At 25.2% G+C, this 25,846-nt stretch carries 21 protein-coding genes and 1 other RNA gene; 9 read left to right on the top strand and 13 right to left on the bottom strand.

Features of this window, described 5'->3' with window-relative positions; translation table 11 throughout:
* Positions 1 to 21: 21 nt before the first annotated feature.
* The 3 genes from AB4W64_RS01060 to AB4W64_RS01050 all read right to left on the bottom strand — a co-directional run bounded on the left by AB4W64_RS01060 (position 22) and on the right by AB4W64_RS01050 (position 5,183).
* Positions 22 to 1,239: a 2-oxo acid dehydrogenase subunit E2 gene (locus tag AB4W64_RS01060; protein WP_367678208.1), complete on the bottom strand. Its 1,218-nt coding sequence runs from the start codon at positions 1,237 to 1,239 to the stop codon at positions 22 to 24.
* 12 nt (positions 1,240 to 1,251) lie between these two features.
* Positions 1,252 to 3,915 carry a pyruvate dehydrogenase (acetyl-transferring), homodimeric type gene (aceE, locus tag AB4W64_RS01055; RefSeq protein WP_367678207.1) on the bottom strand — a complete coding sequence of 888 codons (2,664 nt, stop codon included), beginning with the start codon at positions 3,913 to 3,915 and terminating at the stop codon, positions 1,252 to 1,254.
* A gap of 218 nt (positions 3,916 to 4,133) precedes the next feature.
* Complete coding sequence (locus AB4W64_RS01050) at positions 4,134 to 5,183, bottom strand: GMP reductase (RefSeq protein WP_367678206.1); 1,050 nt, start codon at positions 5,181 to 5,183, stop codon at positions 4,134 to 4,136.
* Positions 5,184 to 5,287: 104 nt separating this feature from the next.
* Between AB4W64_RS01050 and coaE the strand changes: the two genes are divergently transcribed.
* Positions 5,288 to 5,941 (top strand): dephospho-CoA kinase, encoded by a 654-nt coding sequence (gene coaE, locus AB4W64_RS01045; protein WP_367678205.1) that lies wholly within the window; start codon positions 5,288 to 5,290, stop codon positions 5,939 to 5,941.
* 69 nt (positions 5,942 to 6,010) lie between these two features.
* On the opposite strand, the gene AB4W64_RS01040 is transcribed toward coaE, so the two are convergent.
* From AB4W64_RS01040 to truA, 4 genes are all read right to left on the bottom strand, one after another.
* Complete coding sequence (locus tag AB4W64_RS01040; protein ID WP_367678204.1) at positions 6,011 to 6,409, bottom strand: NUDIX domain-containing protein; 399 nt, start codon at positions 6,407 to 6,409, stop codon at positions 6,011 to 6,013.
* 45 nt (positions 6,410 to 6,454) lie between these two features.
* Positions 6,455 to 9,076: a preprotein translocase subunit SecA gene (secA, locus tag AB4W64_RS01035; protein WP_367678203.1), complete on the bottom strand. Its 2,622-nt coding sequence runs from the start codon at positions 9,074 to 9,076 to the stop codon at positions 6,455 to 6,457.
* Between the two features lie 269 nt (positions 9,077 to 9,345).
* Entirely contained in the window at positions 9,346 to 11,649 is a 2,304-nt protein-coding gene (gene mrcB / locus AB4W64_RS01030; RefSeq protein ID WP_367678202.1) for a bifunctional glycosyl transferase/transpeptidase, read from the bottom strand.
* Between the two features lie 104 nt (positions 11,650 to 11,753).
* A complete protein-coding gene (truA, locus tag AB4W64_RS01025; RefSeq protein WP_367678201.1) occupies positions 11,754 to 12,545 on the bottom strand; it encodes a tRNA pseudouridine(38-40) synthase TruA in 792 nt (263 codons plus the stop codon).
* A 326-nt stretch (positions 12,546 to 12,871) separates the two neighbouring features.
* Here truA and dksA point away from each other — a divergent pair, with 326 nt between their 5' ends.
* The 3 genes from dksA (at position 12,872) to panC (ending at position 15,092) form a co-directional block, all read left to right on the top strand.
* Positions 12,872 to 13,327 (top strand): RNA polymerase-binding protein DksA, encoded by a 456-nt coding sequence (gene dksA / locus AB4W64_RS01020; RefSeq protein ID WP_367678200.1) that lies wholly within the window; start codon positions 12,872 to 12,874, stop codon positions 13,325 to 13,327.
* Between the two features lie 102 nt (positions 13,328 to 13,429).
* Entirely contained in the window at positions 13,430 to 14,221 is a 792-nt protein-coding gene (panB, locus tag AB4W64_RS01015; protein WP_367678199.1) for a 3-methyl-2-oxobutanoate hydroxymethyltransferase, read from the top strand.
* A gap of 13 nt (positions 14,222 to 14,234) precedes the next feature.
* Positions 14,235 to 15,092, top strand: coding sequence for a pantoate--beta-alanine ligase (panC, locus tag AB4W64_RS01010; RefSeq protein WP_367678198.1), 858 nt, complete (start codon positions 14,235 to 14,237; stop codon positions 15,090 to 15,092).
* Between the two features lie 10 nt (positions 15,093 to 15,102).
* Here the strand turns inward: panC and hpt are convergent, their stop codons facing one another.
* Entirely contained in the window at positions 15,103 to 15,636 is a 534-nt protein-coding gene (gene hpt / locus AB4W64_RS01005) for a hypoxanthine phosphoribosyltransferase (RefSeq protein ID WP_367678197.1), read from the bottom strand.
* A gap of 634 nt (positions 15,637 to 16,270) precedes the next feature.
* Between hpt and thrA the strand changes: the two genes are divergently transcribed.
* The 3 genes from thrA to thrC are packed head-to-tail and all read left to right on the top strand — an operon-like array spanning position 16,271 to position 20,959.
* A complete protein-coding gene (gene thrA / locus AB4W64_RS01000; protein ID WP_367678196.1) occupies positions 16,271 to 18,718 on the top strand; it encodes a bifunctional aspartate kinase/homoserine dehydrogenase I in 2,448 nt (815 codons plus the stop codon).
* A 17-nt stretch (positions 18,719 to 18,735) separates the two neighbouring features.
* Positions 18,736 to 19,665: a homoserine kinase gene (gene thrB / locus AB4W64_RS00995; RefSeq protein WP_367678195.1), complete on the top strand. Its 930-nt coding sequence runs from the start codon at positions 18,736 to 18,738 to the stop codon at positions 19,663 to 19,665.
* Positions 19,666 to 19,669: 4 nt separating this feature from the next.
* Positions 19,670 to 20,959, top strand: a complete 1,290-nt coding sequence (thrC, locus tag AB4W64_RS00990; protein ID WP_367678194.1) for a threonine synthase — start codon at positions 19,670 to 19,672, stop codon at positions 20,957 to 20,959.
* A 75-nt stretch (positions 20,960 to 21,034) separates the two neighbouring features.
* Here thrC and ychF read toward each other — a convergent pair whose 3' ends face one another.
* The 3 genes from ychF to AB4W64_RS00975 all read right to left on the bottom strand — a co-directional run bounded on the left by ychF (position 21,035) and on the right by AB4W64_RS00975 (position 23,462).
* A complete protein-coding gene (gene ychF / locus AB4W64_RS00985) occupies positions 21,035 to 22,123 on the bottom strand; it encodes a redox-regulated ATPase YchF (RefSeq protein WP_367678193.1) in 1,089 nt (362 codons plus the stop codon).
* Positions 22,124 to 22,158: 35 nt separating this feature from the next.
* Positions 22,159 to 22,689 (bottom strand): aminoacyl-tRNA hydrolase, encoded by a 531-nt coding sequence (gene pth, locus AB4W64_RS00980; RefSeq protein ID WP_367678290.1) that lies wholly within the window; start codon positions 22,687 to 22,689, stop codon positions 22,159 to 22,161.
* A gap of 161 nt (positions 22,690 to 22,850) precedes the next feature.
* On the bottom strand, positions 22,851 to 23,462 hold the full coding sequence (locus AB4W64_RS00975; RefSeq protein WP_367678192.1) for a Fe-Mn family superoxide dismutase: 612 nt from the start codon (positions 23,460 to 23,462) through the stop codon (positions 22,851 to 22,853).
* Positions 23,463 to 23,815: 353 nt separating this feature from the next.
* On the opposite strand from AB4W64_RS00975, the gene rnt reads away from it, so the two are divergent.
* Complete coding sequence (rnt, locus tag AB4W64_RS00970) at positions 23,816 to 24,463, top strand: ribonuclease T (protein ID WP_367678191.1); 648 nt, start codon at positions 23,816 to 23,818, stop codon at positions 24,461 to 24,463.
* A 151-nt stretch (positions 24,464 to 24,614) separates the two neighbouring features.
* Here the strand turns inward: rnt and grxD are convergent, their stop codons facing one another.
* Positions 24,615 to 24,941: a Grx4 family monothiol glutaredoxin gene (gene grxD / locus AB4W64_RS00965; RefSeq protein ID WP_367678190.1), complete on the bottom strand. Its 327-nt coding sequence runs from the start codon at positions 24,939 to 24,941 to the stop codon at positions 24,615 to 24,617.
* 97 nt (positions 24,942 to 25,038) lie between these two features.
* Between grxD and ssrA the strand changes: the two genes are divergently transcribed.
* Positions 25,039 to 25,406: a transfer-messenger RNA gene (gene ssrA, locus AB4W64_RS00960) on the top strand.
* A 30-nt stretch (positions 25,407 to 25,436) separates the two neighbouring features.
* Here the strand turns inward: ssrA and AB4W64_RS00955 are convergent.
* A complete protein-coding gene (locus tag AB4W64_RS00955) occupies positions 25,437 to 25,748 on the bottom strand; it encodes an outer membrane protein assembly factor BamE (RefSeq protein WP_367678189.1) in 312 nt (103 codons plus the stop codon).
* Positions 25,749 to 25,846 lie beyond the last annotated feature (98 nt).

Here is a 25,846-nt window from a genome sequence, read left to right as displayed (position 1 = left end):
TAACATTTATTAAAATAAAAATTACATAACTAAAAAATGTATATCAGAAAGTAATTTACCAATAAACGTAATAAAACGTGCCGCATAAGCACCATTTATAACACGATGATCATAAGATAAAGATAATGGTAACATTAAAGATGGAGAAAATTCTTTACCATTCCATAATGGTTTAATATTAGATTTTGAAATACCAAGAATAGCCACCTCAGGTGCATTAATAATTGGAGAAAACCAACCACCTCCTATTCCACCTAAATTAGATATTGTAAAACATCCCTTTGTCATATCAGATGTATTTAAGTTTTTTTTTCGTGTTTTTTCTGATATGAATATCAATTCATCAGATAATTGTTGAATATTTTTTTTATTTACATCTTTTAATACAGGTACAAACAATTCATTATTAACATCTATTGCAACACCAATATTAATATATTTTTTTAAAATAATTTTTGTATTATTTTTATTAAGAGAACTATTAAAAATAGGGAATTTTTCTAACGCATATGCAACAATTTTTATTATAAAAACTAATATTGTAATTTTGGAAATTTCATTCTTTTCATTTCTTTTTTCACAATTATATTTTTGACGAAATTTTTCTAATATCGTAATGTCAACTTCATCAAATTGGGTAACATGAGGTATATCATTCCAATTTTTATGTAAATTATTACCTATGGCTTTTTGAAGATAACTCAATTCTATTTCTTCTATTTCGAATGAAATATCGTGGTTTAAATCAATGTTATTACTTTCTAGTATTGTATTAATTTTAAGATTCTTTTTATATAATTCTATGTCTTCTTTTAAAATACGATTTTTAGGACCAGTACCAATAATATCACACAATTCAATATTTAAATTTCGTGCTAGTCTTCTTACTACTGGAGTCGCGTGTATAGGAATATTTTTTTTAGACTTCAAAAAAATATCTTGTTTTAATATTTTTTTTTCTAATTTAGGTACATCTTGAATATTTTTATTAATATTAACACTATTATCATGCGCATCAAAAAGCATTATAATAGAAGAAGTTTGAATTTTATCACCAATTTCTATATAAATTTTTTTTACAACACCGGATATAGGTGAAGGTATTTCCATAGAAGTCTTTTCTCCTTCTACAGCTATTAATCCTTGTTCTATTTGTACTTTTTCATTTAATTCAACTAATATTTCTATAACTTCTACTTCATCTACACCAATATCAGGCATTTTTACTTCAATATCCACTGTTTTTACCTCTTAAGCTAAACGCGGATTAATTTTATCAGGATTAATATTAAATTTAACAATAGCATCTTCTAATGTTTTTAATTTAACATTATTTAATTTATATAATAAATTTAAAGAAGCAATTACGATATAATGAGCATTTACTTCAAAGTGATTACGTAATTTATCACGACTGTCTGAGCGGCCAAAACCATCAGTTCCTAATACATAATATTGTTTTGTTGGAATATAATTACGAATTTGTTCAGCAAATAATTTCATATAATCAGTAGCAGCAACAGCAGGATTATTATTCATAACTTGTTTAATATATGCTATTTTATTTTTTTTATTCGGATGTAACATATTCCATCTTTCACAATCTTCTCCATTTCTAGCTAGCTCTGTAAAAGAAGTAACACTATATATATCTGTTGTAATTGAATAATCTCTCAATAAAATTTCTGCAGCTTCACAAATAGAACGTAAGATAGCACCAGACCCCATTAACTGTATTTTTGAACTAGTGCCATATAAAGTTTTCAATTTATAAATACCTTTACAAATACCTTTTTCTGCATTTTTAGGCATGGCTGGCATATAATAATTTTCATTAATTGTAGTAATATAATAGTATATGTTCTCTTGTAAAGGACCATACATACGCCTTAATCCATCTTGTATAATTACAGCAACCTCATAGGCAAAAGCAGGATCATAAGATATACAATTAGGAATAGTTAAAGATTGTATATGACTATGTCCATCCTCATGTTGCAAACCTTCACCATTTAAAGTAGTTCTTCCTGAAGTTCCACCAATTAGAAAACCTCTTGCTTGTTGATCACCTGCCGCCCAAAATAAATCTCCTATTCTTTGAAAACCAAATATTGAATAATAAATATAAAATGGAATCATTGGAAAATTATTAGTACTATAAGATGTAGCTGCAGCTAACCAAGAAGCAGCAGCACCTAGCTCATTTATCCCTTCTTGTAATATTTGACCTTTTTTTTCTTCCTTATAGTAAGCTAATTGTTCTCGATCTTGAGGAATATATTTTTGACCACTAGAACTATAAATGCCAATTTTCCTGAATAATCCTTCCATACCAAAAGTTCGTGCTTCATCTGCAATAATTGGAACTATTAAATCTTTTATAAAATTATTTTTTAAAATTATGTTTAAAACACGTACAAAAGCTATTGTAGTAGAAATCTCTTTTTTTTGTTCTTCTAACAATGATTTAAAATCTTTCAAATCTGGTAAATTTAGCTCATTAGTAAACTTAGATAAACGAAAAGGAATATAACCACCTAATTTTTTACGTTGTGAGTGTATGTAACAATATTCTTGAGAATTTTTTTCAAAAACAACATAAGGTAAATTATTTATTTCTTCATTAGATACTGGAATATTAAAACGATCTCGAATATGCATAATTCCATTAATATTTATTTTTTTTATTTGATGAGCAATGTTTTTACCCTCAGCAATAACTCCCATACCATATCCTTTCACAGTATGAGCCAAAATCACTGTTGGTTTATCTTTGGTTTCTTTTGCTTTTTTTAAAGCATTAAACATTTTTTTTGAATCGTGTCCTCCTCTATTTAATTGCCATATTTCTTCATCAGTCATGTTCTCTACTAATTTTAATGTTTCTGTATATTTTCCAAAAAAATATTTACGAACATATGCTCCATCTTTAGATTTTAGCGTCTGATAATCACCATCAATTGTTTCGTTCATTAATTGAATTAATTTTCCAGTCTTATCTTTTTTTAATAAAGGATCCCATCTAGTGCCCCATATGACTTTTATAACTTTCCATCCTGCTCCATAAAAAAAACTTTCTAATTCATTGACAATTTTTCCATTACCTACAACTGGACCATCTAATCTTTGTAAATTACAGTTTATTATAAATATTAAATTGTCTAGTTTTTCACGAACAGCTATAGAAATAGCACCTTTAGATTCTGGTTCATCCATTTCACCATCACCTAAAAAAGCATATACTATTTGTTTCGAGGTGTTTTTTAATTCTCGATTTTGTAGATATTTTAAAAATTTCGCTTGATAAATAGAACAAAGCGGACCTAAACCCATAGATACAGTTGGAAATTGCCAAAAATCTGGCATCAATTTAGGATGGGGATAAGAAGACAAACCTTTTCCATCAACTTCTTGTCTAAAATTATTAATTTGTTCTTCCGACAAACGCCCTTCTAAAAAAGAACGAGCATAAATACCAGGAGAAATATGACCCTGAAAATAAACTAAATCTCCTCCATCTTTATGATTTCTAGCTCGAAAAAAATGATTAAAACATACCTCATATATAGTTGCAGACGATTGAAAAGAAGACAAATGACCACCTAATTCTAAATTTTTTTTCGAAGCACGCAATACCATCATTATGGCATTCCAACGTATAGCTGAGCAAATACGTTTTTCTAAAATTAGATTTCCTGGGTATTCAACTTCATCTTCATTACTGATAGTATTGACGTAATCACTAGTAAAAAAAGATCTAAAAAATTCTACTCTATTTATTTTAGATTTTTTTACAATTTGTTCAATTAAAAAATGAGCTCTTTCACGACCTTCTTCACGAATAACAGATTCAATAGCCTCTACCCAATCACTAGTTTCAATTGGATCGATATCATCATATAAACGTTCTGACATAGTATAAATTCCTTATACATTATATACTTAATGATTAAATTAACATTTAATCTAAAAAAAATTATAATAAAAAAATAAAATTTTTATATACTATTGTCGTGATTAAACATTAATTATAAATCTCTAAAAAAAATCAATAAAATTAAGTATATGCAAATATAGTTAATTTTATTGATTTTTTAAAATTAAAAAACATAAAAATTTTATACAAATATAATTTATTCTTTAAAAATATTAAAAATACAATTTTCCTGTTCAGTTACTCGTATAAATGTAGTTCTTTTTGTTAACTCTTTTAATTTTTCTGCACCTACATAAGTACAAGAAGAACGTAATCCTCCTAAAATATCGCGTATTGTAACATTCACATTTCCACGAAAAGGTATTTTAACTGTTTTTCCTTCGGATGCACGATATCCTGCAATTTTACCTGTATAACGCTTCATTGCAGAAATAGAACTCATCCCATAAAATAACATGTATTTTTTTGAATCTTCTTCCAAGATATCACCTGAACATTCTTTATGACCTGACAACATACCCCCTAACATGACAAAATCAGCTCCTCCTCCAAAAGCTTTTGCAATATCCCCTGAAACAGTGCACCCCCCATCACTAATAATGTGTCCACCTAATCCATGTGCTGCATCAGCACATTCTATAATTGCCGACAATTGAGGAAAACCAACCCCAGTTTTGACTCTTGTAGTACATACTGATCCTGGTCCAATACCAACTTTAACAATGTCTGCTCCAGAAAGTATTAATTCTTCGACCATTTCTCCTGTTACAACATTTCCAGCACAAATAATTTTATCAGGGAAAAAATCCCTTATTAACTTTAAAAAAGATACTACATGCTCAGAATAACCATTTGCAACATCAATACAAATATATTTTAATTCAGAAGATAATAAAAAAATTTTTTTGATTTTTATAAAATCAGAATTAGAAGTTCCAATTGATACAATAACATGGTTTAATACATCATTAGATGATAAATGAATAAACTGTGTCCAATCTTCAAGAGAATAATATTTATGAACTGCAGTAAGTATATTAAAATTTGATAAAGATTTTGCCATATTAAAAGTTCCTATTGTATCCATATTTGCTGCAATAATAGGAATTCCAGACCATACAAAAGACGAATATTTAAAAGAAAAACTACGAATAAGATCCACTTGAGAACGACTTTTTAATGTAGAACGCTTTGGTCTAATTAAAACATCTTTAAAACCTAATTTAATGTCTTCTTCAATACGCATAACATCAACATCCTATTTTAAATATATAAAATTTAATAAAAATAACATTTTTATTTTATCTTAAATAAGATATATTATCTTTATTTATAAAAAAATTAAAAAATATGACTTATATTGTAGCACTTACTGGAGGCATTGGTAGCGGAAAAACTACTATCTCTAATAGTTTTAGAGAAATAGGTATCAATATTATTGATACAGATATAATTGCAAAAAATATAGTTGAATATAATTCTCAAATATCTGATATTATTAAAAAAAAATTTGGGAAAAAAATATTAAATATAAACAACTCAATTAATCGTTTTTTACTTCGAAAACATATATTTAACAATCAGAATAATAGATTATGGTTAGAAAATTTATTATATCCGAATATTCTTCAAGAAAGTAAAAGACAGATCAAACTGACAAAATCAAGTTGGTGCCTATGGGTTGTACCATTACTAATTGAAAAAAAATTAGAAAAAAAAGTACATCGCATACTCTTAATAGACTTACCTATAAAACATCAAATTCAACGTATAATTAAAAGAGACAAAATTAGCATACAAGATGCAAAAAAAATTATTTCACAGCAAGCTACTAGACGAGAAAGAATTTCTGCATCAGATGATATTATTTTTAATAAAAAGAAAATAGAAAAAATAAATCAATATATTTATTATTTAAACTATTTTTATTCATATTTAGCACATAAACATTATCAAAAAAATAAAATAGATATAAAAAAAAATCATTTAACAAAATTTTATTAAAATATTATTTTTTATATTTAATTGTTTGTTGTCTAAGTACTATTTATAAAAAATATTTAACGCATTTTTTTATTTTAAAATATTTATATTTTTTTTTAGAGAATTTATAACACTGCAATTTGCAAGTGGAAAATTAGAAGATTTAAGGTTGTCAAAAAACATCCAAGTATAACAATAGCCTTCTCTACTATGTGGTCGACCCTTCCATTGATTAATACAAAAAAAATATAATTTTAGCTTTTCTTTTTTTTTTAAACAAATATGTTTAATATATTTAAAAAAATAAAATTTTAATATTTTAATTCCAACTTCTTCCAATATTTCTCTTTTTAAAGCATGAATTATATCTTCTTTTTGTTTAACTTTTCCACCAGGAAATTCCCATATATTTTCTTTATATTTTCCTTTAGTAACATACACTTTATTTTTTTTTAAAATAATACCAATAGCTACTTTTGTATAATTCATTAAACATATTCTCATTAGGACAAACATTTTTTTGAAAGTAATTATTTAAAAACTACCATGACAATACTTATATTTTTTTCCTGAACCGCACACACAAAGCGCATTACGATTAATGTTATTATGAGAATGTACAATTGAAATTGTATTTAAATCCATATATTTTTTTGAATAAGATAAATTAATTTTGCTAAGAAATGATACTACTTCATATTTTAATAATTCTAACATGTCAGAAAACATATTAAAAGATTCTCGTTTATACTCTTGTTTAGGATCTTTTTGAGCGTAACCACGTAAATGAATGCCTTGTCTTAAATATTCTATAGATGATAAATGTTCTTTCCAAAGAGAATCTAAAGTTTGCAACATAATAGATTTTTCTATTTTTCGCATATTATTTACACCAATTAATTTTTCTTTGTTTTGATAATTCATATTTGAAAAATTAATAATTTTTTTTATCAAATCTTTATTTTTTAAAGAAGGTTGTACTTTTAACCAGTATGTAATTGGAATATTTAAATGAAAATCAATATTTATTTTTTTTTCTAAATTAGAAATATTTGATTGATCTTGCTTAATACTATGAGGTATGTATATAAGAACAATCTTAGTTAATACATCTTTAAAAATATCGTTAATAATTATTTTTATATCTTTTGCATCAATTATTTTATTACGTTGAAAATAAATTGTACGACGTTGTTCATTAACAATATCATCATATTCTAATAATTGTTTTCTAATATCAAAATTACGATTTTCTACTTTTTTTTGAGCATTTTCTATTGCTTTTGTTACCCAAGGATGTTCAATTGCTTCATTTAAAGATACGCCTAACTTTCGCATCATTTGAACAATTTTTTCAGATGCAAAAATTCTCATTAATGGATCTTCCATTGAAAGATAAAAACGTGAAGAACCACTATCTCCTTGACGACCAGAACGACCTATCAATTGATTATCAATACGACGTGACTCATGACGCTCAGTACCAATTATGTGTAATCCACCTACAGAAACAACTAAGTCATGTTCTTTTTGCCATTTTTTTTTAATTTTTTCTATATCTTCTAAATTTAAGTTAGAATGTCGATTTAATTCAACTTCTAAGTTTCCACCAAGAACTATATCTGTACCACGTCCAGCCATATTTGTAGCAATTGTAATTGCTTTAGGTTTACCTGCTTGTGCTATAATTTCAGCTTCTTTTGCATGAAACTTAGCATTTAAAACACTATGATTAATATTTAATCTTGTTAGTACTTGAGAAATAATTTCTGATTTTTCAATAGAAACTGTACCTACTAGAACTGGTCTATTTAATTTGATGCAGGCTTGTATATCGTTAATAATCGCATTAATTTTTTCTTCTTGAGTAATATATACTAAATCAGACATATCTTTACGTATCATAGGTTTATTTGTAGGTATTACAATAGTTTCAAGATTATAAATTAAACTAAACTCAAAAGATTCAGTCAAAGCAGTACCTGTCATGCCTGATATTTTTTTATACAAACGAAAATAATTTTGAAAAGTGATAGAAGCTAGTGTTTGATTTTCATTCTTTATTGGTACGTTTTCTTTTGCCTCTATTGCCTGATGTAATCCATCTGACCATCTTCTTCCTGGCATACTACGTCCGGTATGTTCATCTACGATAATAACGTTATTATCTTTTACAAGATAATCAACATCTCGAACAAATAATGTATGAGCACGCAATGCAGATAAAACATGATGCATTAATATTATATTATTAGAAGAATATAAAGATTCACCTGCATTCATTAATTTTTTATCAAACAATATTTTTTCAATTTCAATTAATCCTCTTTCCGTTAAATGTACTTGTTTTGCTTTTTCATCAATAGAAAAATGACCTGTACCACGAAAAATATCTGAATCTTCTTTTTGTTGAGAAATTAAAAAAGGAACAATTGCATTAATTTCTTTATATAGTTCAGAGCTATCTTCTGATGGTCCTGAAATAATTAAAGGTGTTCTAGCTTCATCTATTAGAATTGAATCTACTTCATCTACTAATGCATAATTTAGTTCTCTTTGTACTCTCTCTTCAGGAGAAAAAATCATATTATCACGTAAATAATCAAATCCATATTCGTTATTTGTACCATAAGTGATATCAGATAAATAAGCTTCTCGTTTAGAGAAAAAAGACATTTCAGACAAATTTAAACCTACTTTTAAACCAAGAAACTGAAATAATGGAGTGTTTTTTTCAGCATCTCTACGAGCTAGGTAATCATTCATAGTAACTATATGAACACCTTTTCCACTTAATGCATTTAAATAAGCTGGTAAAGTAGAAGTTAAAGTTTTACCTTCACCTGTGCGCATTTCTGCAACACATCTTTTGTTTAAAACTATTCCTCCGAGAATTTGTACATCAAAATGACGCATATTAAAAACGCGTTTACTTGCTTCTCTAACTGTAGCAAAAGCTTCTGGTAATATATCATCTATAGTTTCACCCTGATTTAATCGCAATCGAAATAATTTTGTATGTTCTTTCAATTTTTTATCTGACAATTTTTCAAAATTTTTTTCTAATTCATTAATAGAATATACAATTTTTTTTAATTTTTTTAGAATACGATTGTTACGGTTACCAAATATTTTAGTAAAAAATTTAATTAACATACTATAATTCTCATATTTAATTTTTTTAAATTAAATAACATTTAAAAAATTTTTATTATTTTTTTAAGTTAACTAATCAACTACTTTAAAACAATATATATTTTACTGAATTTACAATATTTATTAATATTTTTTTATTAAATTAATTTAAAAAAAAATATGATTTTATTTTTTTAAAATACTTCAAAAAATGTAAAAAAGACAAAGTCAAAAAATTATATAATATATAATTTAAAATAATATATTAAATTTCTATTTAAATTAATTTCTTATAAAAATAAATTTTTCAACCAAAATAAAAAAGGTTTTTTATTTTTTATTCCACTACTATAGTATTCTAATACTTCACCATTATTACAAATTGTTTTAGTGTTTATAGACCATACAGGTAATACTCGATTATGCTGCTCGTTTTTACTACAAAATAATTTTCCTGATTTATTTGTATAAAATATGTTAATATTTTTTGGAGGGTTCAATATTAATGGTATAGGATTTTGATAATGAAGATATTTCTGATAAATTTTCATAGCTCCAGAAGAACTATATAATCTTGTCGTTTTATTATTATCTCTTCCTATCCAAGTGATTACAATTTTTTTCCCATCAATACCTACAAACCAATTATCTACTAAATTATTTGTAGTACCAGTTTTTCCCGCTAAAGAAAATTTATTAAAATTTTGGCCTAATAATTTAGCTGTTCCATGTTTTACTACCTGCTGCATAGCATATAATGTTAAATAAGAAGCTTCAGAAGAAACTATATTTTTTGATTGAGGTAAACTTTGATATAATATTTTATTATCGTCAGATATAACAGATCTAACTGAAGATAATACTGCTTTATAACCATAATTAGCAATAATTTGAAACACTTGTGCAATTTCAATAGGTGTTAAATTAATAGCTCCCAAAGATATAGATGGAAAAGGAGCAAGTTGATTTTTAGCAACACCTAAATGCAACCAATTATTAACTATTTTTTTTAAACCTATATCTATACTTAAATTAACTGTTGGAATATTTACTGAATTAATTAAAGCATCTAATAACATCATTTTTCCACTAAAATGATAATTATTGTTTTGCGGTATCCAGTATTCACCATTATCTAACTTAATAGAAATAGGATGATCAGAAATCCAAGTATTTAAACGATATTTTTTTGGTTCTAATAAAGCAGTTAAATACGTTATGGGTTTAGATAATGAACCTATTGAACGCCTGGCTCTCAAAGCACGATTGTAACCATTAAATTTTGGTTGAGCACTTCCAATTAATGCTTGAACTTCTCCAGTAAACCTATCTACTACTATCATAGCTACTTCTAAATCTTTTAATTTTTTTTGTTTTTTTAAAATAGGAATTTCTATTTTTACAGCTTTCTCTACTGCATTTTGTGATATAGAATCTAGAGTAGTGAATATTTTTATGCCTGAAAAATTTTCTATTGGAGTAGTAATTTTTTTTTCTAATTCAGTTCGTACAAGTTGTATAAAAGCAGGATGAGGTGCAATAGTATTTCCTTTAGATTGAACATTCAAAGCTCTTTTAGATAATTTTTTATATATTTTTTTTGTAATATATTCTTGACGATATAATGAAAATAGCACTAAATTTCTTCTTTTTAATGCAGAAATTGGATTAGTCCAAGGACTGTATAAAGAAGCCCCCTTTACCATTCCAACTAATAAAGCATACTGTTCTAAGCTTAATTCATCTATCGGTCGACCAAAATAATAAATACTTGCAAGTGGAAACCCTCTAATTTGTTCATCTCCATCTTGACCTAAATAAACTTCATTCAAATATAGCTCTAATATTCTATCTTTTGTATAAAAACAATCTAAAATTAATGCCATATACATTTCATTTATTTTTCTTAAAATAGTACGTGTATTAGTTAAAAAAAGATTTTTTACTAGTTGTTGGGTAAGAGTGCTACCACCTTGAATTGCACGACCTGCTATAGCATTTACTAAAAAAGCTCGACCTATAGAAGATATATTAATACCATCATGTTTATAAAAATATCTGTCCTCAATAGCTAATAATGTTTTAACTAAAATTTCTGGATATTTATCACGAGGAATAAATATACGTTTTTTTCCTTCAGGAGATTTTAACATGGTAATTAATTTAGGTTCTAAACGAAAAAAACTAAAACATCGATCATTTTCAATATTTTTGATTTCTGTTAAAATATTTTCTTTAAAAGATAATCGTGTGTGAAATTCACCTTCTTTAATATCTGGGAAATCAAAAGATCTTCTTATAAACTCTATAGTATTATCTTTTACACTATATTCGCCTGGCAACATCACAGTGTGTACTTTTCTATACATAGTACTTTTTAAAAGACTTAATATTTCTTTTTGAGAATATGAATTACCAGGTTCTAAATTAACTATACGTCCATATATTGATGCGGGAAAGTTCCATACTTTACCTTGAATTGATTGCCCTATTTTTTTATACAAATAAAACCCATAACATATAATTAAAATAAATATTAAAATAAATATTTTTATCAAAATATTTTTTTTTTTACATTTATATACATAAAACAAGTTTACTCCATTGATATATAACAATGATATTTTTTAATACATAGAATGATAGATATCATAAAAAAATTATCAGAATTTAAAAATTATTATAATATTGTTTTTATCTAAAAAAAAGGATTGTATGTTTTCTTTGGTAAATTAAAACGTATAGGATACTCTACAAATGATAGATATAAACCTTTAGCTGGTGCCATAGGGCCTGCATACGCTCTATTTTTTTTTTGTAATAATTCTTTCATCCAAAACTTTTTTTTAGAAATACCAATTTCAATTAAAGAACCAACAATATTGCGAACCATATGATATAAAAAAGAATTAGCTATAATATCAATTATGACCCAATCCTCATAACGCCAAACATGTAATTTTAAAATTTTTCTCCAAGAAGAATGTGACTGACAATTAATTGCTCGAAAAGATGTAAAATCATGTTCTCCTAATAAAAACTGCGCTTCAAAATGCATTTTATTTACATTAAGACTTTTATACACATGATTTAATCTATTATGAAAAATAGCAGAACGAAAAGGATAATTATATATTATGTAACGATACGAACGTGCAATCGCACTATAACGTGCATGAAAATCTTCTGGAACTTCTTTTGCCCATATAATAGAGATGTGTTTAGATAAATAACTATTAGCTCCTATTGTCCAAGATGATTTTTTCCTAATAGCAGTAGTACTGAAATGAACTACTTGCCCTACACTATGAACTCCAGCATCAGTTCGACCTGCGCATATAATGTCTATCTTGTGATTCGCTATGATAGATAAAGCTTTTTCTACTTCTTCTTGAATACTAGATACTGTTTTTTGACGTTGCCATCCATGATAAAAACTTCCATCGTATTCAATTCCTAAAGCAAATTTTTTAAAATTATTATTTATCATGTCTATAGGTATTCCTATTTTTAAAATGATTATAAAATAATAAAGATTTTATATATAAAAAAAATTTTCTCAAAATATTAAATAATACAAAAAATATATTTAGTTATAGTTTATGTTAAAATTATTTATTATAATAATTTTTATAGACATAACAATTAAGTACACATCTTATATATCTAAAATATATAAATCATTTTGTTTAAATTTTTATTCAAAATACACTATTCAAAAAACATAAATTAAAATGCTGTTCTAAGTAAAACATTTTTTATTGAAAACATTCTTTAATGTTTAATTTTATTAAATAAATTATTTCGGAGAGGACTATGGAAAAAAACAAAAACAAAAAAACATCATCTTTAAATGTTCTTTCTATTGCAGGTTTAAAACCATATCAAAAAAAAATAGATGAACAATACATGAATGAAGATCAAATATTACACTTTTATAAAATTCTTGAAACATGGAAGAACCAATTACAAGATGAAATTAAAAATACTCTACTCTATATGCAAGATAAAGCCACTAATTTTCCTGATCCTATTGATCGCGCAGCACAAGAAGAAGAATTTAGTTTAGAATTAAGAAATAGAGATCGCAGTCGTAAACTAATTAAAAAAATTGAGATAACTTTAAAAAAAATAAAAGAAAAAGATTTTGGTTACTGTAACTCTTGCGGTATTGAAATCGGAATTCGTCGTTTAGAAGCTAGACCCACTGCAAATCTTTGCATCGATTGCAAAACATTAGCGGAAATTAGAGAAAAACAAATGACTGGTTAGTTAAAAAAATTATCCTTTAATAAGGATATTCGATCAATTAATCAAATAATCTCGAATATCCTTCGTGTTTCTTTTATATTTTTCAAACAGAATGAGATAAATATGGAATGTATTACTATTTCGCATATAAATAATTGGAAAAAAAACAAAAAAAAATTTGCAGCCATTACTGCTTATGATTCTAGCTTTTCAAAACTATTTGCTAATCAAGGCGTACCAATAATATTGGTAGGTGATTCTCTTGGTATGACTATACAAGGACATACTTCTACATTACCTGTAACAATTAAAGATATTCAATATCATACTAAAGCAGTTAGAAACGGAACTTCTCATACTTTCTTATTATCTGATTTACCTTTTATGTCTTATAATAATACCAAACAAGCTCTCAAAAACACAAAAAAAGTAATACAATCTGGAGCAAATATGATTAAAATAGAAGGTGGAAAATGGTTAATAGAAATTATTAAAGAATTATCTAGTAGATCAATATTAGTTTGTGGTCACATAGGTTTAACACCTCAATCCTTTAATTATTTAAGTGGGTATAAAATTCAAGGAAAAGAAAAAAAAGATGAAAATCGATTAATAGATGAAGCATTCTTATTGGAAGAAGCAGGTATTAAAATGCTGGTATTAGAGTGTATTCCAGAGCTATTAGCAAAAAAAATAACTAAAAATTTATCTATTCCAGTTATTGGAATAGGAGCAGGTAAACATACTGATGGACAAATTCTTGTAATGCAAGATGTATTAGGAATAACTGTAGGAAAAATACCAAAGTTTGCAAAAAATTTTTTATCTGAAAGTAAAAATATTCCAGAAGCTATTAGTAAATATATTCACGAAGTTAAAACAGGTATGTTCCCTAATAAAAAATATAGTTTTTAAAAAAGGAGTAAAAATGTACATCATTAAAGATGTAGAAAATTTACGTAAAAAAATCAAATATTTTAAAATAATAAATAAAAAAATAGGGCTAGTCCCTACGATGGGTAACTTACATAATGGTCATATACAATTAATTTTATTATCAAAAAAATACGCAGATATTGTTATTGTAAGTATTTTTATTAATCCAATGCAATTTAATAATCTATTAGACTTAAAAAATTATCCTAGAACCTTCGAAAGAGATTATACAATTTTAAAAAACAATAATGTAGATATTCTTTTTTTCCCTGACATACATGAAATGTATCCTAATGGTATAAAGAATCAAACATTTGTTCAAGTACCAAAACTATCTGATATTGTAGAAGGACAATCTAGACCTGGACATTTTAAAGGCGTTACAACAATCATCACTAAATTATTTAATATAATACAACCAGATTTTTCTTTTTTCGGAGAAAAAGATTATCAACAATTATTAATAATACAAACACTTGTAAAAGAACTAAATTATGCAATAAAAATTATTAGTTTACCTATAGTACGATCAAAAAATGGACTTGCACTCAGCTCTAGAAATAATAACTTAAATTCTCAAGAAATAAAAATAGCTCCTTATTTATATGAAATAATAGAAAGAACTTCTGAAAAAATTATACAAGAAGGTAATATTAATATTATTGAAAATGTTATAAATGAATCTAAGATATTATTATTAAAAAAAGGATTTTCCATCGACATATTTAATATATATAAATATAAAACATTAGACATTCCAGATAAAAAAACACAAAAAATGATTATTTTAGCATCTGTTTGGTTAGGTAACACTCGTCTTATTGATAATAAAAAAATATTTTTTAGTTAAAATTAATATTTTATTTTTTAAAAATTACTTTTCCTATGTATGGTAAATAACGATAAGATTGAGCATAATCAATACCATAACCGACAATAAAATCATCTGGAATAGAAAACCCTATAAAATCAACATTAATATTAACCTCTCGACATTCTGGTTTATCTAAAAGAGTACAAATTGATAAAGATTTTGGATTTCTAAGTTTTAGTATATCTGATACTTTACTTAAAGTTTTCCCTGAATCGATAATATCTTCTACAATTAAAACATTTTTATTATAAATGTCTTCGTCTAAATCTTTTATAATTTTTACGTCACCACTGGATAATATTCCCCGACCATAGCTTGAAGTTGTCATAAAATCTACTTCATGTTTAATATCAATTCTACGACATAAATCTGCTATAAATACAAAAGAACCACGTAATAAAGCAATTAATATCATTTTATTTTTACTATTACGATATTTTCTAGTAATTTCTTGACCTAATTCTCGAACACGTATATCAAGTTCTTTTTCAGAAATAATAACTTTAATAATGTGATTCATAATATTAAATAAATTCTTAATGTGAGTTAAAATTATATACTGATTTTTTTTTATTTAAAACATACAGTATGTATAATAATTAAGTTGATACTATTCAATAGTAAAATAAAATTTTTATTTTTTTAACTATTGCGCTAATAATGATCATTATGTTATAAAAATTAATTAAATAAAAAAACTATAAATAAGAAATTATTTAAACTATTAAAATAATTACAAAAATATATATTGTGTCTATATCACAATGTGATTTATGTTATATTTTATATTTAAAATAAAATATAGCATTAAATTTAAAAACAAATAAAAATTCTTTTTTTCACATATATAAAAGTTTTTAATCAAACATAAATATATTTAATATATAACATCAATCATACTAATACTTTATAATAATTTGAACTAAAGAAGAATTTTTAATAAAAGATTCAAATTTCATAGAAAAAAATATTACCTAATAAATTAACGTATATATTCATAAAAAATCTTAATATCTATTTATAGCCTCTTCACTGGAATAGCTATTCTAATTATTATAACTAGTCATGATGTGGGCTAAGACCATATATTTTAAAAAAACCCGCTCATACTTAAGGCGGGTTTTTTATGACATAAATCTAAGGAATCATAAAATATGAAATTATTAAAATTTGGTGGTACTTCATTGGCTAATGCAGAAAAATTTTTATGTGTAGCTAATATTATAAAACAAAAAAAAGATGTTGAACAAATTGCTGTTGTACTTTCAGCACCTGCTAATGTGACTAATTATTTAGTTACAATTATAGAAAAAAAAATTCAAAATAATAAAATATTAGAAACAATAAATCTTGTGGAAAATATATTTGTTGAGCTTATTAATAATATTTTAAAAATACAATCTGATTTTAATTATCAAAAAATAGAAACTATTATAAAAAAAGAGTTTGATGAATTAAAAAGTATAATTCATGGTGTTGTATTATTAAAACAATGTCCAGATAGTATTCGAGCAATTATTATTTCTCGTGGAGAAATACTTTCAGTTTTTATAATGAAAAGTATATTAGAATGCAAAAATCATAGTGTTACTCTTATTGATCCTATTGAAAATTTTTTATCTATAGGTAACTATTTAGATTCTACTGTTGATATACCTGAATCTAAGAAACGTATTAATAAAATAAAAATAGATAAAAATGATATTATTTTAATGCCAGGATTTATTGCAGGTAATGAAGAAAAAGAATTAGTGGTTTTAGGGCGTAATGGTTCAGATTATTCTGCAGCGGTTTTAGCTTCTTGTTTAAATGCTCATAGTTGTGAAATTTGGACTGATGTTGATGGAGTCTTTACTGCTGATCCAAGAATAGTATCAAATGCTCGTTTATTAAAATCAATATCATATCAAGAAGCTATGGAACTATCGTATTTTGGGGCTAAAGTATTACATCCCCGTACTATAGAACCAATTTCTCAATTTAAAATTCCATGTTTTATTAAAAATACTAATAATGTTGAATCTGATGGAACTTTAATTTGTGAAAAAAACAACTCTGAAAAAAATTTTTTAAAAGGCGTGACACATCTTGACAATATAGTTATGTTTAATGTATCTGGAACCTCTATAAAATATGTAGGAAATATTATTCCACGTATATTTACTACACTATCAAGAAATAATATTAAAATTATACTTTTTACTCAATCATCATCAGAAAATAAAATTATTTTTTGTATTATGAATAATGAAATGGATAAAGTATTATCCTCATTAAATAAAGAATTTCAATTAGAGTTAAAAGATAAACTATTAAATAGTTTTCAAATAACCAATAATTTATCTATTCTTTCTGTAATTGGTTCTAATATTTATCAAAAACATAACGTTGCCTCTAAAATTTTTTCTTCTCTAGGTGAAGGTAATATTAACATTCTTGCAGTTGCACAAGGCTCTTCTGAACATTCTATTTCATTGGTTATTGAAAAAAAATATATTTTAAAAGCAGTGCAAAAAGTTCATGATGCATTTTTTTATAATAAAAAAATTATTTATGCATTTTTAATTGGAATAGGTGGTATTGGCAGTGAGCTATTAGCACAAATATTAAAACAAAAACAATATCTCGATGAAAAAAATATAATAATTAAATTTTTAGCAATTGCCAATTCTAAAAAAATATTAATATTAGAAAATACGACAAAATTATGTAATTGGAAAAATGATTTCAAACAATCAAATGAAACATTTAATTTAAAATTTTTAAATAAGTTTATAAAAAAAAATCACTTTTCAAATTCAGTAATTATTGATTGTACATCTGATCAATACTTGTCTGAACAATACGTCAATTTCCTCGAAAATAACTTTCATGTAGTAACTTCAAATAAAAAAGCTAATACTAGCAAATTTAGTTACTATAAAAACATCAGACATACAGCTTATAAAAACAATAAAAAATTTTTATATGAAACTAATGTAGGAGCTGGATTACCAGTAATAGAAACACTTCAAAAATTATTTCAAACAGGCGATAATCTCATTCGTTTTAAAGGTATATTATCTGGTTCTTTATCTTTTATTTTTGGAAAATTAGAAGAAGGTGTTTTACTATCACAAGCTACTAGAGAAGCTAAAGAATTAGGTTTCACTGAACCAAATCCATATGATGATCTATCAGGTATAGATGTTGCTAGAAAATTGCTTATTTTAGCACGTGAAGTCGGATATGAAATAGAATTAAAAGACATAAAAATTGAACCTATATTACCTATTGATTTTAAAAAATGTAATAGTGTTAATGAATTCTTTTTACAATTAAAAAAACTGGATACATTTTTTTTAAATCGTATTAATAAAGCACATAATATAGGTAATGTATTACGATTTGTCGGAACAATAGAAAACAAAGGAGAATGTTATGTCAAAATTGAAGAAATTAATATTAATGATCCATTATACAAAGTAAAAAACGGTGAAAATGCATTAGCATTTTATACAAATTATTATCAACCAATACCCCTTGTATTAAGAGGTTATGGTGCTGGTAATAAAGTTACAGCGTCTGGAGTATTTTCCGACTTACTGCGTACACTATCATAAACGTCAGGAGCATAGCAATGATTAAAATTTATGCACCAGCTTCTATTGGTAATGTTGGAGTGGGATTTGATATTTTAGGTGCAGCAATTATACCTATAAATGGAACTTTATTAGGTGATTTTGTCACAGTGAAGTTATCAACTCATTTTAAATTAATTAATAAAGGTATTTTTTCTAATCAGTTACCAAACAATACTAATCAAAATATTGTTTGGAAATGCTGGTGGAAATTTTGTCAAGTTATAAAAAAAAATATTCCAGTTTCTATTATTCTTGAAAAAAACATGCCTATTGGATCAGGATTAGGTTCTAGCGCTTGTTCTGTAGTAGCGACTTTAGTTGCTATGAATGAGTTCTGCAATAAACCTTTAAATTCAAAAGAACTATTATTACTTATGGGAGAAATAGAAGGTGAAATATCAGGAAGCATACACTATGATAATGTTGCTCCATCATATTTAGGAGGTTTACAACTAATACTAGAAGATTCTAAAGTAATCAGTCAAAAAATTCCAAATTTTAAAAATTGGTTTTGGATAATAGCTTGGCCAGGAATTAATGTTTCTACCGCAGCAGCAAGAGATATATTACCTAAAAAATATGAAAAAGATATTTGTATTAAAAATAATCGTCATTTAGCTGGTTTTATTCATGCTTCATATACCCAACAACCTCATTTAGCAGCACGATTAATGCAAGATTTTATAGCAGAACCATATCGCATTCAATTATTACCTAATTTTTTAAAAGCTAAAAAAATAATTACAAAAATTGGAGCCATCAGTTGCGGTATATCAGGTTCAGGACCTGCTCTTTTTGCCGTTTCTGACGATATATATACAGCAGAAAAAATATCATTATGGTTAGAACAAAACTATTTACAAAATAAAAGAGGATTTGTTCATATTTGTTTTTTAGATACACAAGGTGTACGTAAAATAGGATAAAAATATGAAACTTTATAACTTAAAAAACCACAATGAAACAGTAAACTTTGCAACAGCCGTAAAATTAGGATTAGGACAACAACAAGGATTGTTTTTTCCAGTAAAGTTACCAACTATTACACCTGTTGAATTATCAGAAATATTAAAATTAGATTTTATTACTCGCAGTACTGAAATACTTTCTAAATTTATTTATAACGAAATATCTAAAGATCAACTATACAAACATGTTAAACAAGCTTTTTCATTTAAACATCCATTAAAAATAAAAATTACAGAAAAAATTAATTGCTTTGAACTATTTCATGGTCCAACATTAGCATTTAAAGATTTTGGAGCACGTTTTATGGCTCAAATGATTTTTTCATTAAATAAAAAAAATGAATCCGTTACTATCTTAACTGCAACATCAGGAGATACTGGTGCAGCAGTAGCACATGCTTTTTATAAAATGAAAAATGTTCGAGTGATTATTTTATATCCAAAAGGAAAAATTAGTGAATTACAAGAAAAATTATTTTGTACATTAGGGGAAAACATAAAAACTATATCAATTAATGGTAGTTTTGATGATTGTCAAAAACTAGTAAAAGAAGCTTTTAATGATAAAAAATTAAAAGAATCAATAGGATTAAATTCAGCTAATTCTATTAATATTAGCAGATTACTAGCGCAAATATGTTATTATTTTGAAGCTTTTTCTTTAATTTCTGAACAAGAAAGAAAAAAATTAGTCATCGCAGTTCCATGTGGTAATTTTGGTAACTTAACAGCTGGATTATTAGCTAAATCTATTGGTTTACCAATTAAATCATTTATTGCCTGTACGAATGCTAATGATACAGTCCCCCGTTTTCTTCAAAATGGAAGGTGGCATCCTAAAAAAACTGTATCTACAATCTCTAATGCTATGGATATTAGTCAACCAAATAATTGGCCTAGAATTGAAGAATTATTTAATAGAAATAACTGGAACTTAAAAGAACTTAGATTTGGTAGTGTATCAGATAGTGTAACTGAAGAAACATTGAAAGAACTACTTCAATTAGGCTATGTCTCTGAACCTCATGCTGCAATAGCATATCGATTATTACAAGATCAATTAAAAAAAGATGAATTTGGTCTATTTTTAGGTACAGCGCATCCGGCTAAATTTAAAAAAACTGTCGAAAAAATATTAAAAAATAATATTTCACTGCCATATGAACTAAAAAATAGAATAAATTTGCCATTATTATCTTATAATATTAATCCTAATTTTGATAAATTAAAAGAATTTTTAATAGAAAAATAAAATAAATAGAGAGGATAAATTTTATTCTCCTCTCTAAAAAAATATGAAAAAATTACTATTAAAAAAATATTTCCTTTAAATATTAAATAAAAAATGCACAATATCACCATCTTGCATTTTGTAATGTTTTCCTTCTGTCCGACATTTCCCTATTTCTCTAATTTTAGATTCACTTTTATATTTTATAAAATCTAAATATTTAATAATTTGCGCTCTAATAAAACCTTTACTAAAATCAGTGTGTATTTTATGTGCAGCTTGCAGACTAGTACTACCATCTAAAATTTCCCAAGCACGAATTTCTTTTGCACCCGCAGTAAAAAAAGTTATCAAATTTAGTAATTTATAGCCAGTTTGAACAATATTGTTTAAACCTAAATTTTTTATATTAAATGCTTCCATAAAAGATTTTTGTTCTTGAGAATTCATATTAACCAACTCTAATTCTAAATTAGAAGAAATTGGAATAACTACAGAACCTTCTTTACTAGACAATCGCTTTAATTCTTCTAAAAAATAATAAGATTCTTTTTCGTCATTAATATTAGCAACATACATAGTCGGTTTTAAAGTTAAAAAACGTAAATCACTGATTATTTTTTTTTCTTCAATGTTTAAATTAAGAACCTTTAACATTAAACATTTTTTTAAATGACTCATACATTTGTTTAAAACATTTATTTTTTTTTCTATTTCATGATTTTTTATTATTGTTTTTTTTTGTAATTGTAATATATTTTTTTCACAAGTATCAAAATCAGATAAAATAAGTTCAGTATTAATAATTTCTACATCTTTATCAGGTCTAATATCATTATAAACATGAGTAATGTTATCATCTTTAAAACAACGAACAACATGTACTATAGCATCTGCCTCGCGTATATTACTTAAAAATTGATTTCCTAATCCTTCACCTTTAGAAGCTCCTTTCACTAAACCTGCAATATCTATAAACTCTATAAATGCATGTATTATTTTTTTAGGAGAAATAATTTTAGCAAGATTATTTAACCGTTGGTCAAAAACGGGAACAATACCTACATTAGGTTTAATAGTACAAAATGGAAAATTAGCAACTGCTGAATTTCCTTTAGTCAAAATATTAAATAAAGTAGATTTACCAACATTAGGCAATCCTATAATACCACATTTAAAACCCATATTTAATACACCTTAAAATAGAAAGTATTTCTAAATTATTTTGAAAAAATAAAATAACTATTCTCCTTTATAGATTCTTTAATAGATTTTTGAATTAAAATTTTCTCTTCACCATTAGGATTTGACAGTACATAAGAAGATATTTGATCTTTATTTTTTGGACGACCAATACCAATTCTTAATCGATAAAAATTAATTTTTTTATTAAATACACTAATAATATTTCTTAATCCATTATGTCCATTATGTCCATAGCTATATTTTAATTTTATAATTCCAGGCTTCAGTTCTAAATCATCATGTACTACTAGTATTTCATTTAAACTAATATTATAAAATGATGCCATTTTAAATATTGATTGACCGTTTATGTTCATAAATATATTCGGTATAAGTAATCTAATATATTTTGATTCCATAATAAAAGAAGAAGTAAAACCAAAAAATTTTTTATCTTCTTGTAAAATATTACAAAAACTTTCAGCTAAAGCGTAAACATACCAAGAACCTACATTATGACGTGTATTATGATATTCAAGTTTTGGATTTGATAATCCTACTATCATTTTTATGATATTCAAAAACAATCCTTTAATCTTAATAGATTATATAATATTTTTATAAAATACGTTAAAAACATATAATGTTAACATTATATGTTTTTAAAATTATGTACAAAATTTTTTTAATCTATTAAAAAAATAATTAGATCTATCTTATAAATAAATTACTTTTGTAAACGATTAGACGCTTCATCCCAATTAACAACACTCCAAAAAGCTTTAATGTAATCTAGTCGTCTATTTTGATATTTTAAATAATATGCATGCTCCCAAACGTCTAAACCAATGATTGGATATCCGGATACATTAGATATTAATGTTCCCATTAGAGGATTATCTTGATTAATAGTAGAAACAATAGATAAAGATTTATCTTGCTTTACCAACCATATCCAACCAGAACCAAAATGATTAAGAGCTATTTCTTCAAACTTATTTTTAAATAATTCAACAGCACCAAAATTTTTTTCTATTTCTGTTTTTAAATCACTATTTAAAATAGTACCTAATTTTAAAGTTTGCCAAAAAAAGCTATGATTAATATGTCCTCCTGCATTATTACGTAATGCATTTTTATTTTCTAAAGTAATTTCATTAAAAATGGATAATAATTCATCAATAGATAATGCTGAAAAAGGAGTATTTTCTAAAATAGAATTAGTATTATTCACGTAATTTTGATGATGTTTAGTATGATGAATTTGCATAGTTTTTTCATCAAAAAAAGGTTCTAAAGCATTATATGCATAAGGTAAAGAAGGAAGGATATAACTCATTTTTTCTCCTAATATAGTTATAATAAATTCGCTAAAAAAATTTTTATAAAAATATTAAATTAATAATTTAATCTTAAATATTTTTATAAATTATAGTACACTTATTAAATATTTAATAATCATAATATATATTCAAAAAAGTATCCAAAATTAAAATCAAAAAAATGCAAAAATTTTTTCTTTTTTACTATTAAAGAATTTATTTTTATTAATTTTTTATTATTATAAAATAAAATTCTTATCGAATATTTATATATTAGTTATTTTTAATGTTTGATAAAAAAATTAACAGTCAAAAAAAATCAAATATTAACTACATTAAACACAAAGTGTTTTAAAAAAATGAGATTTTGATGTCTACAACTCAAGAATTCAATTTATTAAGTGATCGGTTCCGTACGTTTTATCCTGTTGTTATAGATATTGAAACAGCTGGATTTAACTCAAAAACTGATGCATTATTAGAAATTGCTATGATAACATTAAAAATGGATGAATTAGGATGGCTACATAAAGAAAACACAGTACACTTCCATATAAAACCTTTTAAAGGCTCTGTAATCAATTCTGATGCAATAGCATTTAATAAAATTGATCCTTTTAATCCACTACGTGGTGCTATTAGTGAAAAAAAAGCCATTGAATCTATATTAAATATAGTACGTGAAGGAATTAAAATGCAAGGTTGCAGTCGAGGAATTGTTGTTGCACATAACGCTAATTTTGATCATAATTTTTTAATGGCAGCAATTGAACGAGCAAAAATAAAAAATAATCCTTTTCATCCATTTGTTACATTTGATACCGCAGCGTTAAGCGGATTAGTAGTTGGACAAACCGTTTTGGCGAAAGCATGTAAAGCAATTGGTTTATCATTTGATAATCATCAAGCTCATTCTGCGCTTTATGATACTTTACAAACTGCTAATCTTTTTTGTGAATTAGTAAATCGTTGGAAGCGTTTAGGTGGATGGCCTTTAAATATCAAAAAAAAAAAATAAAATATAACTATTCTATGTATATTTTTAAAAATATTTTTTTAGTAAAAAAGATATGACATTATTAACATTAATTAGATTAATATTCTTTTTATAATGTCATATCTAATTATTTTAGATATCTTATTTAGATTAATAAATTTTGAAAAAAAAATTAAACTTTATATTTTTTTACTGCATCTGATATTATTTTTTTTAAATCACCATTTTCTAACATTTCCAGTATAATACTACATCCACCAATTAACTCACCATCTACCCACAATTGAGGAAATGTAGGCCAATTTGCATATTTTGGCAGTTCATTTCTAATATCTGTATTTTCTAAAACATCTACATAAGCAAATTTTTCCCCACAAACTGATAAAGCTTGTACTGCTTGTGCAGAAAAACCACAACTAGGAGCTTTAGGGGTTCCTTTCATATAAATCAAAATAACATTGTCTTTAATTTGTTGCTCTATTTTTTGAATGATGTTCATATTAATTCCTATTTCAACAGTTATTTTTAAATAATACCTACAAATAATTAATAGACAAGTGTATTTTTTTTTGCAATACTAATATTATAAATAATTAGGGGCTGTTTTTGGATTTGACAAAATTATCAACAAAGTAAAGTGCATGCCGAGGAACGGTTTGCCTCGATAAAAAGCCGTAAAAAAATATCTGCAAATAATAAACAAAACTACGCTTTAGCAGCTTAAAAAACTGCATAAAGCCCTTCCTTCTCAGCCTCCTCTCTTAGGACGAGAAATAAAGGAAGGTCAAAAAAAAGAGAAAAACGTGCGTATCAAGCTTGACGATAACACGTAAAAATTTTCAAGCTATATACCTAAAATGAGTTTTTTCCAAATTAGGATATGAATTTTAAAAAGAAAAAACTAAGCATGTAGTGCTTTATTCGTAGAAATTTTGGACGCGGGTTCAAATCCCGCCAGCTCCAAAAAAATTTTTAAAATTATTATTTTAAAAAACTACTGAATATCACAACTCGATACTTTATCGTTTTTAAAATAAAAATTTAAAATTTTTTTATGAAAACTATTTTTTTCTTTTTTAGTATATATATGGTAATGATATGCATCATTAAAAGCATCAGAAATAATTGGCATACCAAAAATATAAATTATCTGTTCTCTCGTCATACCAATATAACTTCTATTGAAGAATTTTTGATCAAAATCTCTTTTCTCTAAAATATCATTAAAATGATATTTTTTTTTATCTAAACATGAGCAACTAGAAAAAAATACTATTATTAATAGTATTCCGATATAATTTTTCATTATAGTTTTCTACTATAGTTTATATAAAAAAATGATAAATTTTTTTTCATCATGTATTTATTATGTTTATAAAAAACTGTTTTTTATTAAAATTTTAT

Origin of the sequence: Buchnera aphidicola (Brachycaudus tragopogonis), assembly GCF_964059175.1 — a bacterium.
Lineage (GTDB): Bacteria > Pseudomonadota > Gammaproteobacteria > Enterobacterales > Enterobacteriaceae > Buchnera > Buchnera aphidicola_BM.
The sequence above is the reverse complement of the archived record's forward strand: the minus strand, read 5'-3'. Positions and strand labels throughout refer to the sequence as shown.

Excerpts from the sequence above, each read along its gene's own strand:
- aceE (WP_367678207.1), bottom strand. The coding sequence starts at position 3,915 with ATGTCAGAACGTTTATATGATGATATCGATCCAATTGAAACTAGTGAT.
- AB4W64_RS01050 (WP_367678206.1), bottom strand. The coding sequence starts at position 5,183 with ATGCGTATTGAAGAAGACATTAAATTAGGTTTTAAAGATGTTTTAATT.
- coaE (WP_367678205.1), top strand. The coding sequence starts at position 5,288 with ATGACTTATATTGTAGCACTTACTGGAGGCATTGGTAGCGGAAAAACT.
- AB4W64_RS01040 (WP_367678204.1), bottom strand. The coding sequence starts at position 6,409 with ATGAATTATACAAAAGTAGCTATTGGTATTATTTTAAAAAAAAATAAA.
- secA (WP_367678203.1), bottom strand. The coding sequence starts at position 9,076 with ATGTTAATTAAATTTTTTACTAAAATATTTGGTAACCGTAACAATCGT.
- truA (WP_367678201.1), bottom strand. The coding sequence starts at position 12,545 with ATGATAAATAATAATTTTAAAAAATTTGCTTTAGGAATTGAATACGAT.
- dksA (WP_367678200.1), top strand. The coding sequence starts at position 12,872 with ATGGAAAAAAACAAAAACAAAAAAACATCATCTTTAAATGTTCTTTCT.
- panB (WP_367678199.1), top strand. The coding sequence starts at position 13,430 with ATGGAATGTATTACTATTTCGCATATAAATAATTGGAAAAAAAACAAA.
- panC (WP_367678198.1), top strand. The coding sequence starts at position 14,235 with ATGTACATCATTAAAGATGTAGAAAATTTACGTAAAAAAATCAAATAT.
- hpt (WP_367678197.1), bottom strand. The coding sequence starts at position 15,636 with ATGAATCACATTATTAAAGTTATTATTTCTGAAAAAGAACTTGATATA.
- thrA (WP_367678196.1), top strand. The coding sequence starts at position 16,271 with ATGAAATTATTAAAATTTGGTGGTACTTCATTGGCTAATGCAGAAAAA.
- thrB (WP_367678195.1), top strand. The coding sequence starts at position 18,736 with ATGATTAAAATTTATGCACCAGCTTCTATTGGTAATGTTGGAGTGGGA.
- thrC (WP_367678194.1), top strand. The coding sequence starts at position 19,670 with ATGAAACTTTATAACTTAAAAAACCACAATGAAACAGTAAACTTTGCA.
- ychF (WP_367678193.1), bottom strand. The coding sequence starts at position 22,123 with ATGGGTTTTAAATGTGGTATTATAGGATTGCCTAATGTTGGTAAATCT.
- pth (WP_367678290.1), bottom strand. The coding sequence starts at position 22,689 with ATGATAGTAGGATTATCAAATCCAAAACTTGAATATCATAATACACGT.
- AB4W64_RS00975 (WP_367678192.1), bottom strand. The coding sequence starts at position 23,462 with ATGAGTTATATCCTTCCTTCTTTACCTTATGCATATAATGCTTTAGAA.
- rnt (WP_367678191.1), top strand. The coding sequence starts at position 23,816 with ATGTCTACAACTCAAGAATTCAATTTATTAAGTGATCGGTTCCGTACG.
- grxD (WP_367678190.1), bottom strand. The coding sequence starts at position 24,941 with ATGAACATCATTCAAAAAATAGAGCAACAAATTAAAGACAATGTTATT.
- AB4W64_RS00955 (WP_367678189.1), bottom strand. The coding sequence starts at position 25,748 with ATGAAAAATTATATCGGAATACTATTAATAATAGTATTTTTTTCTAGT.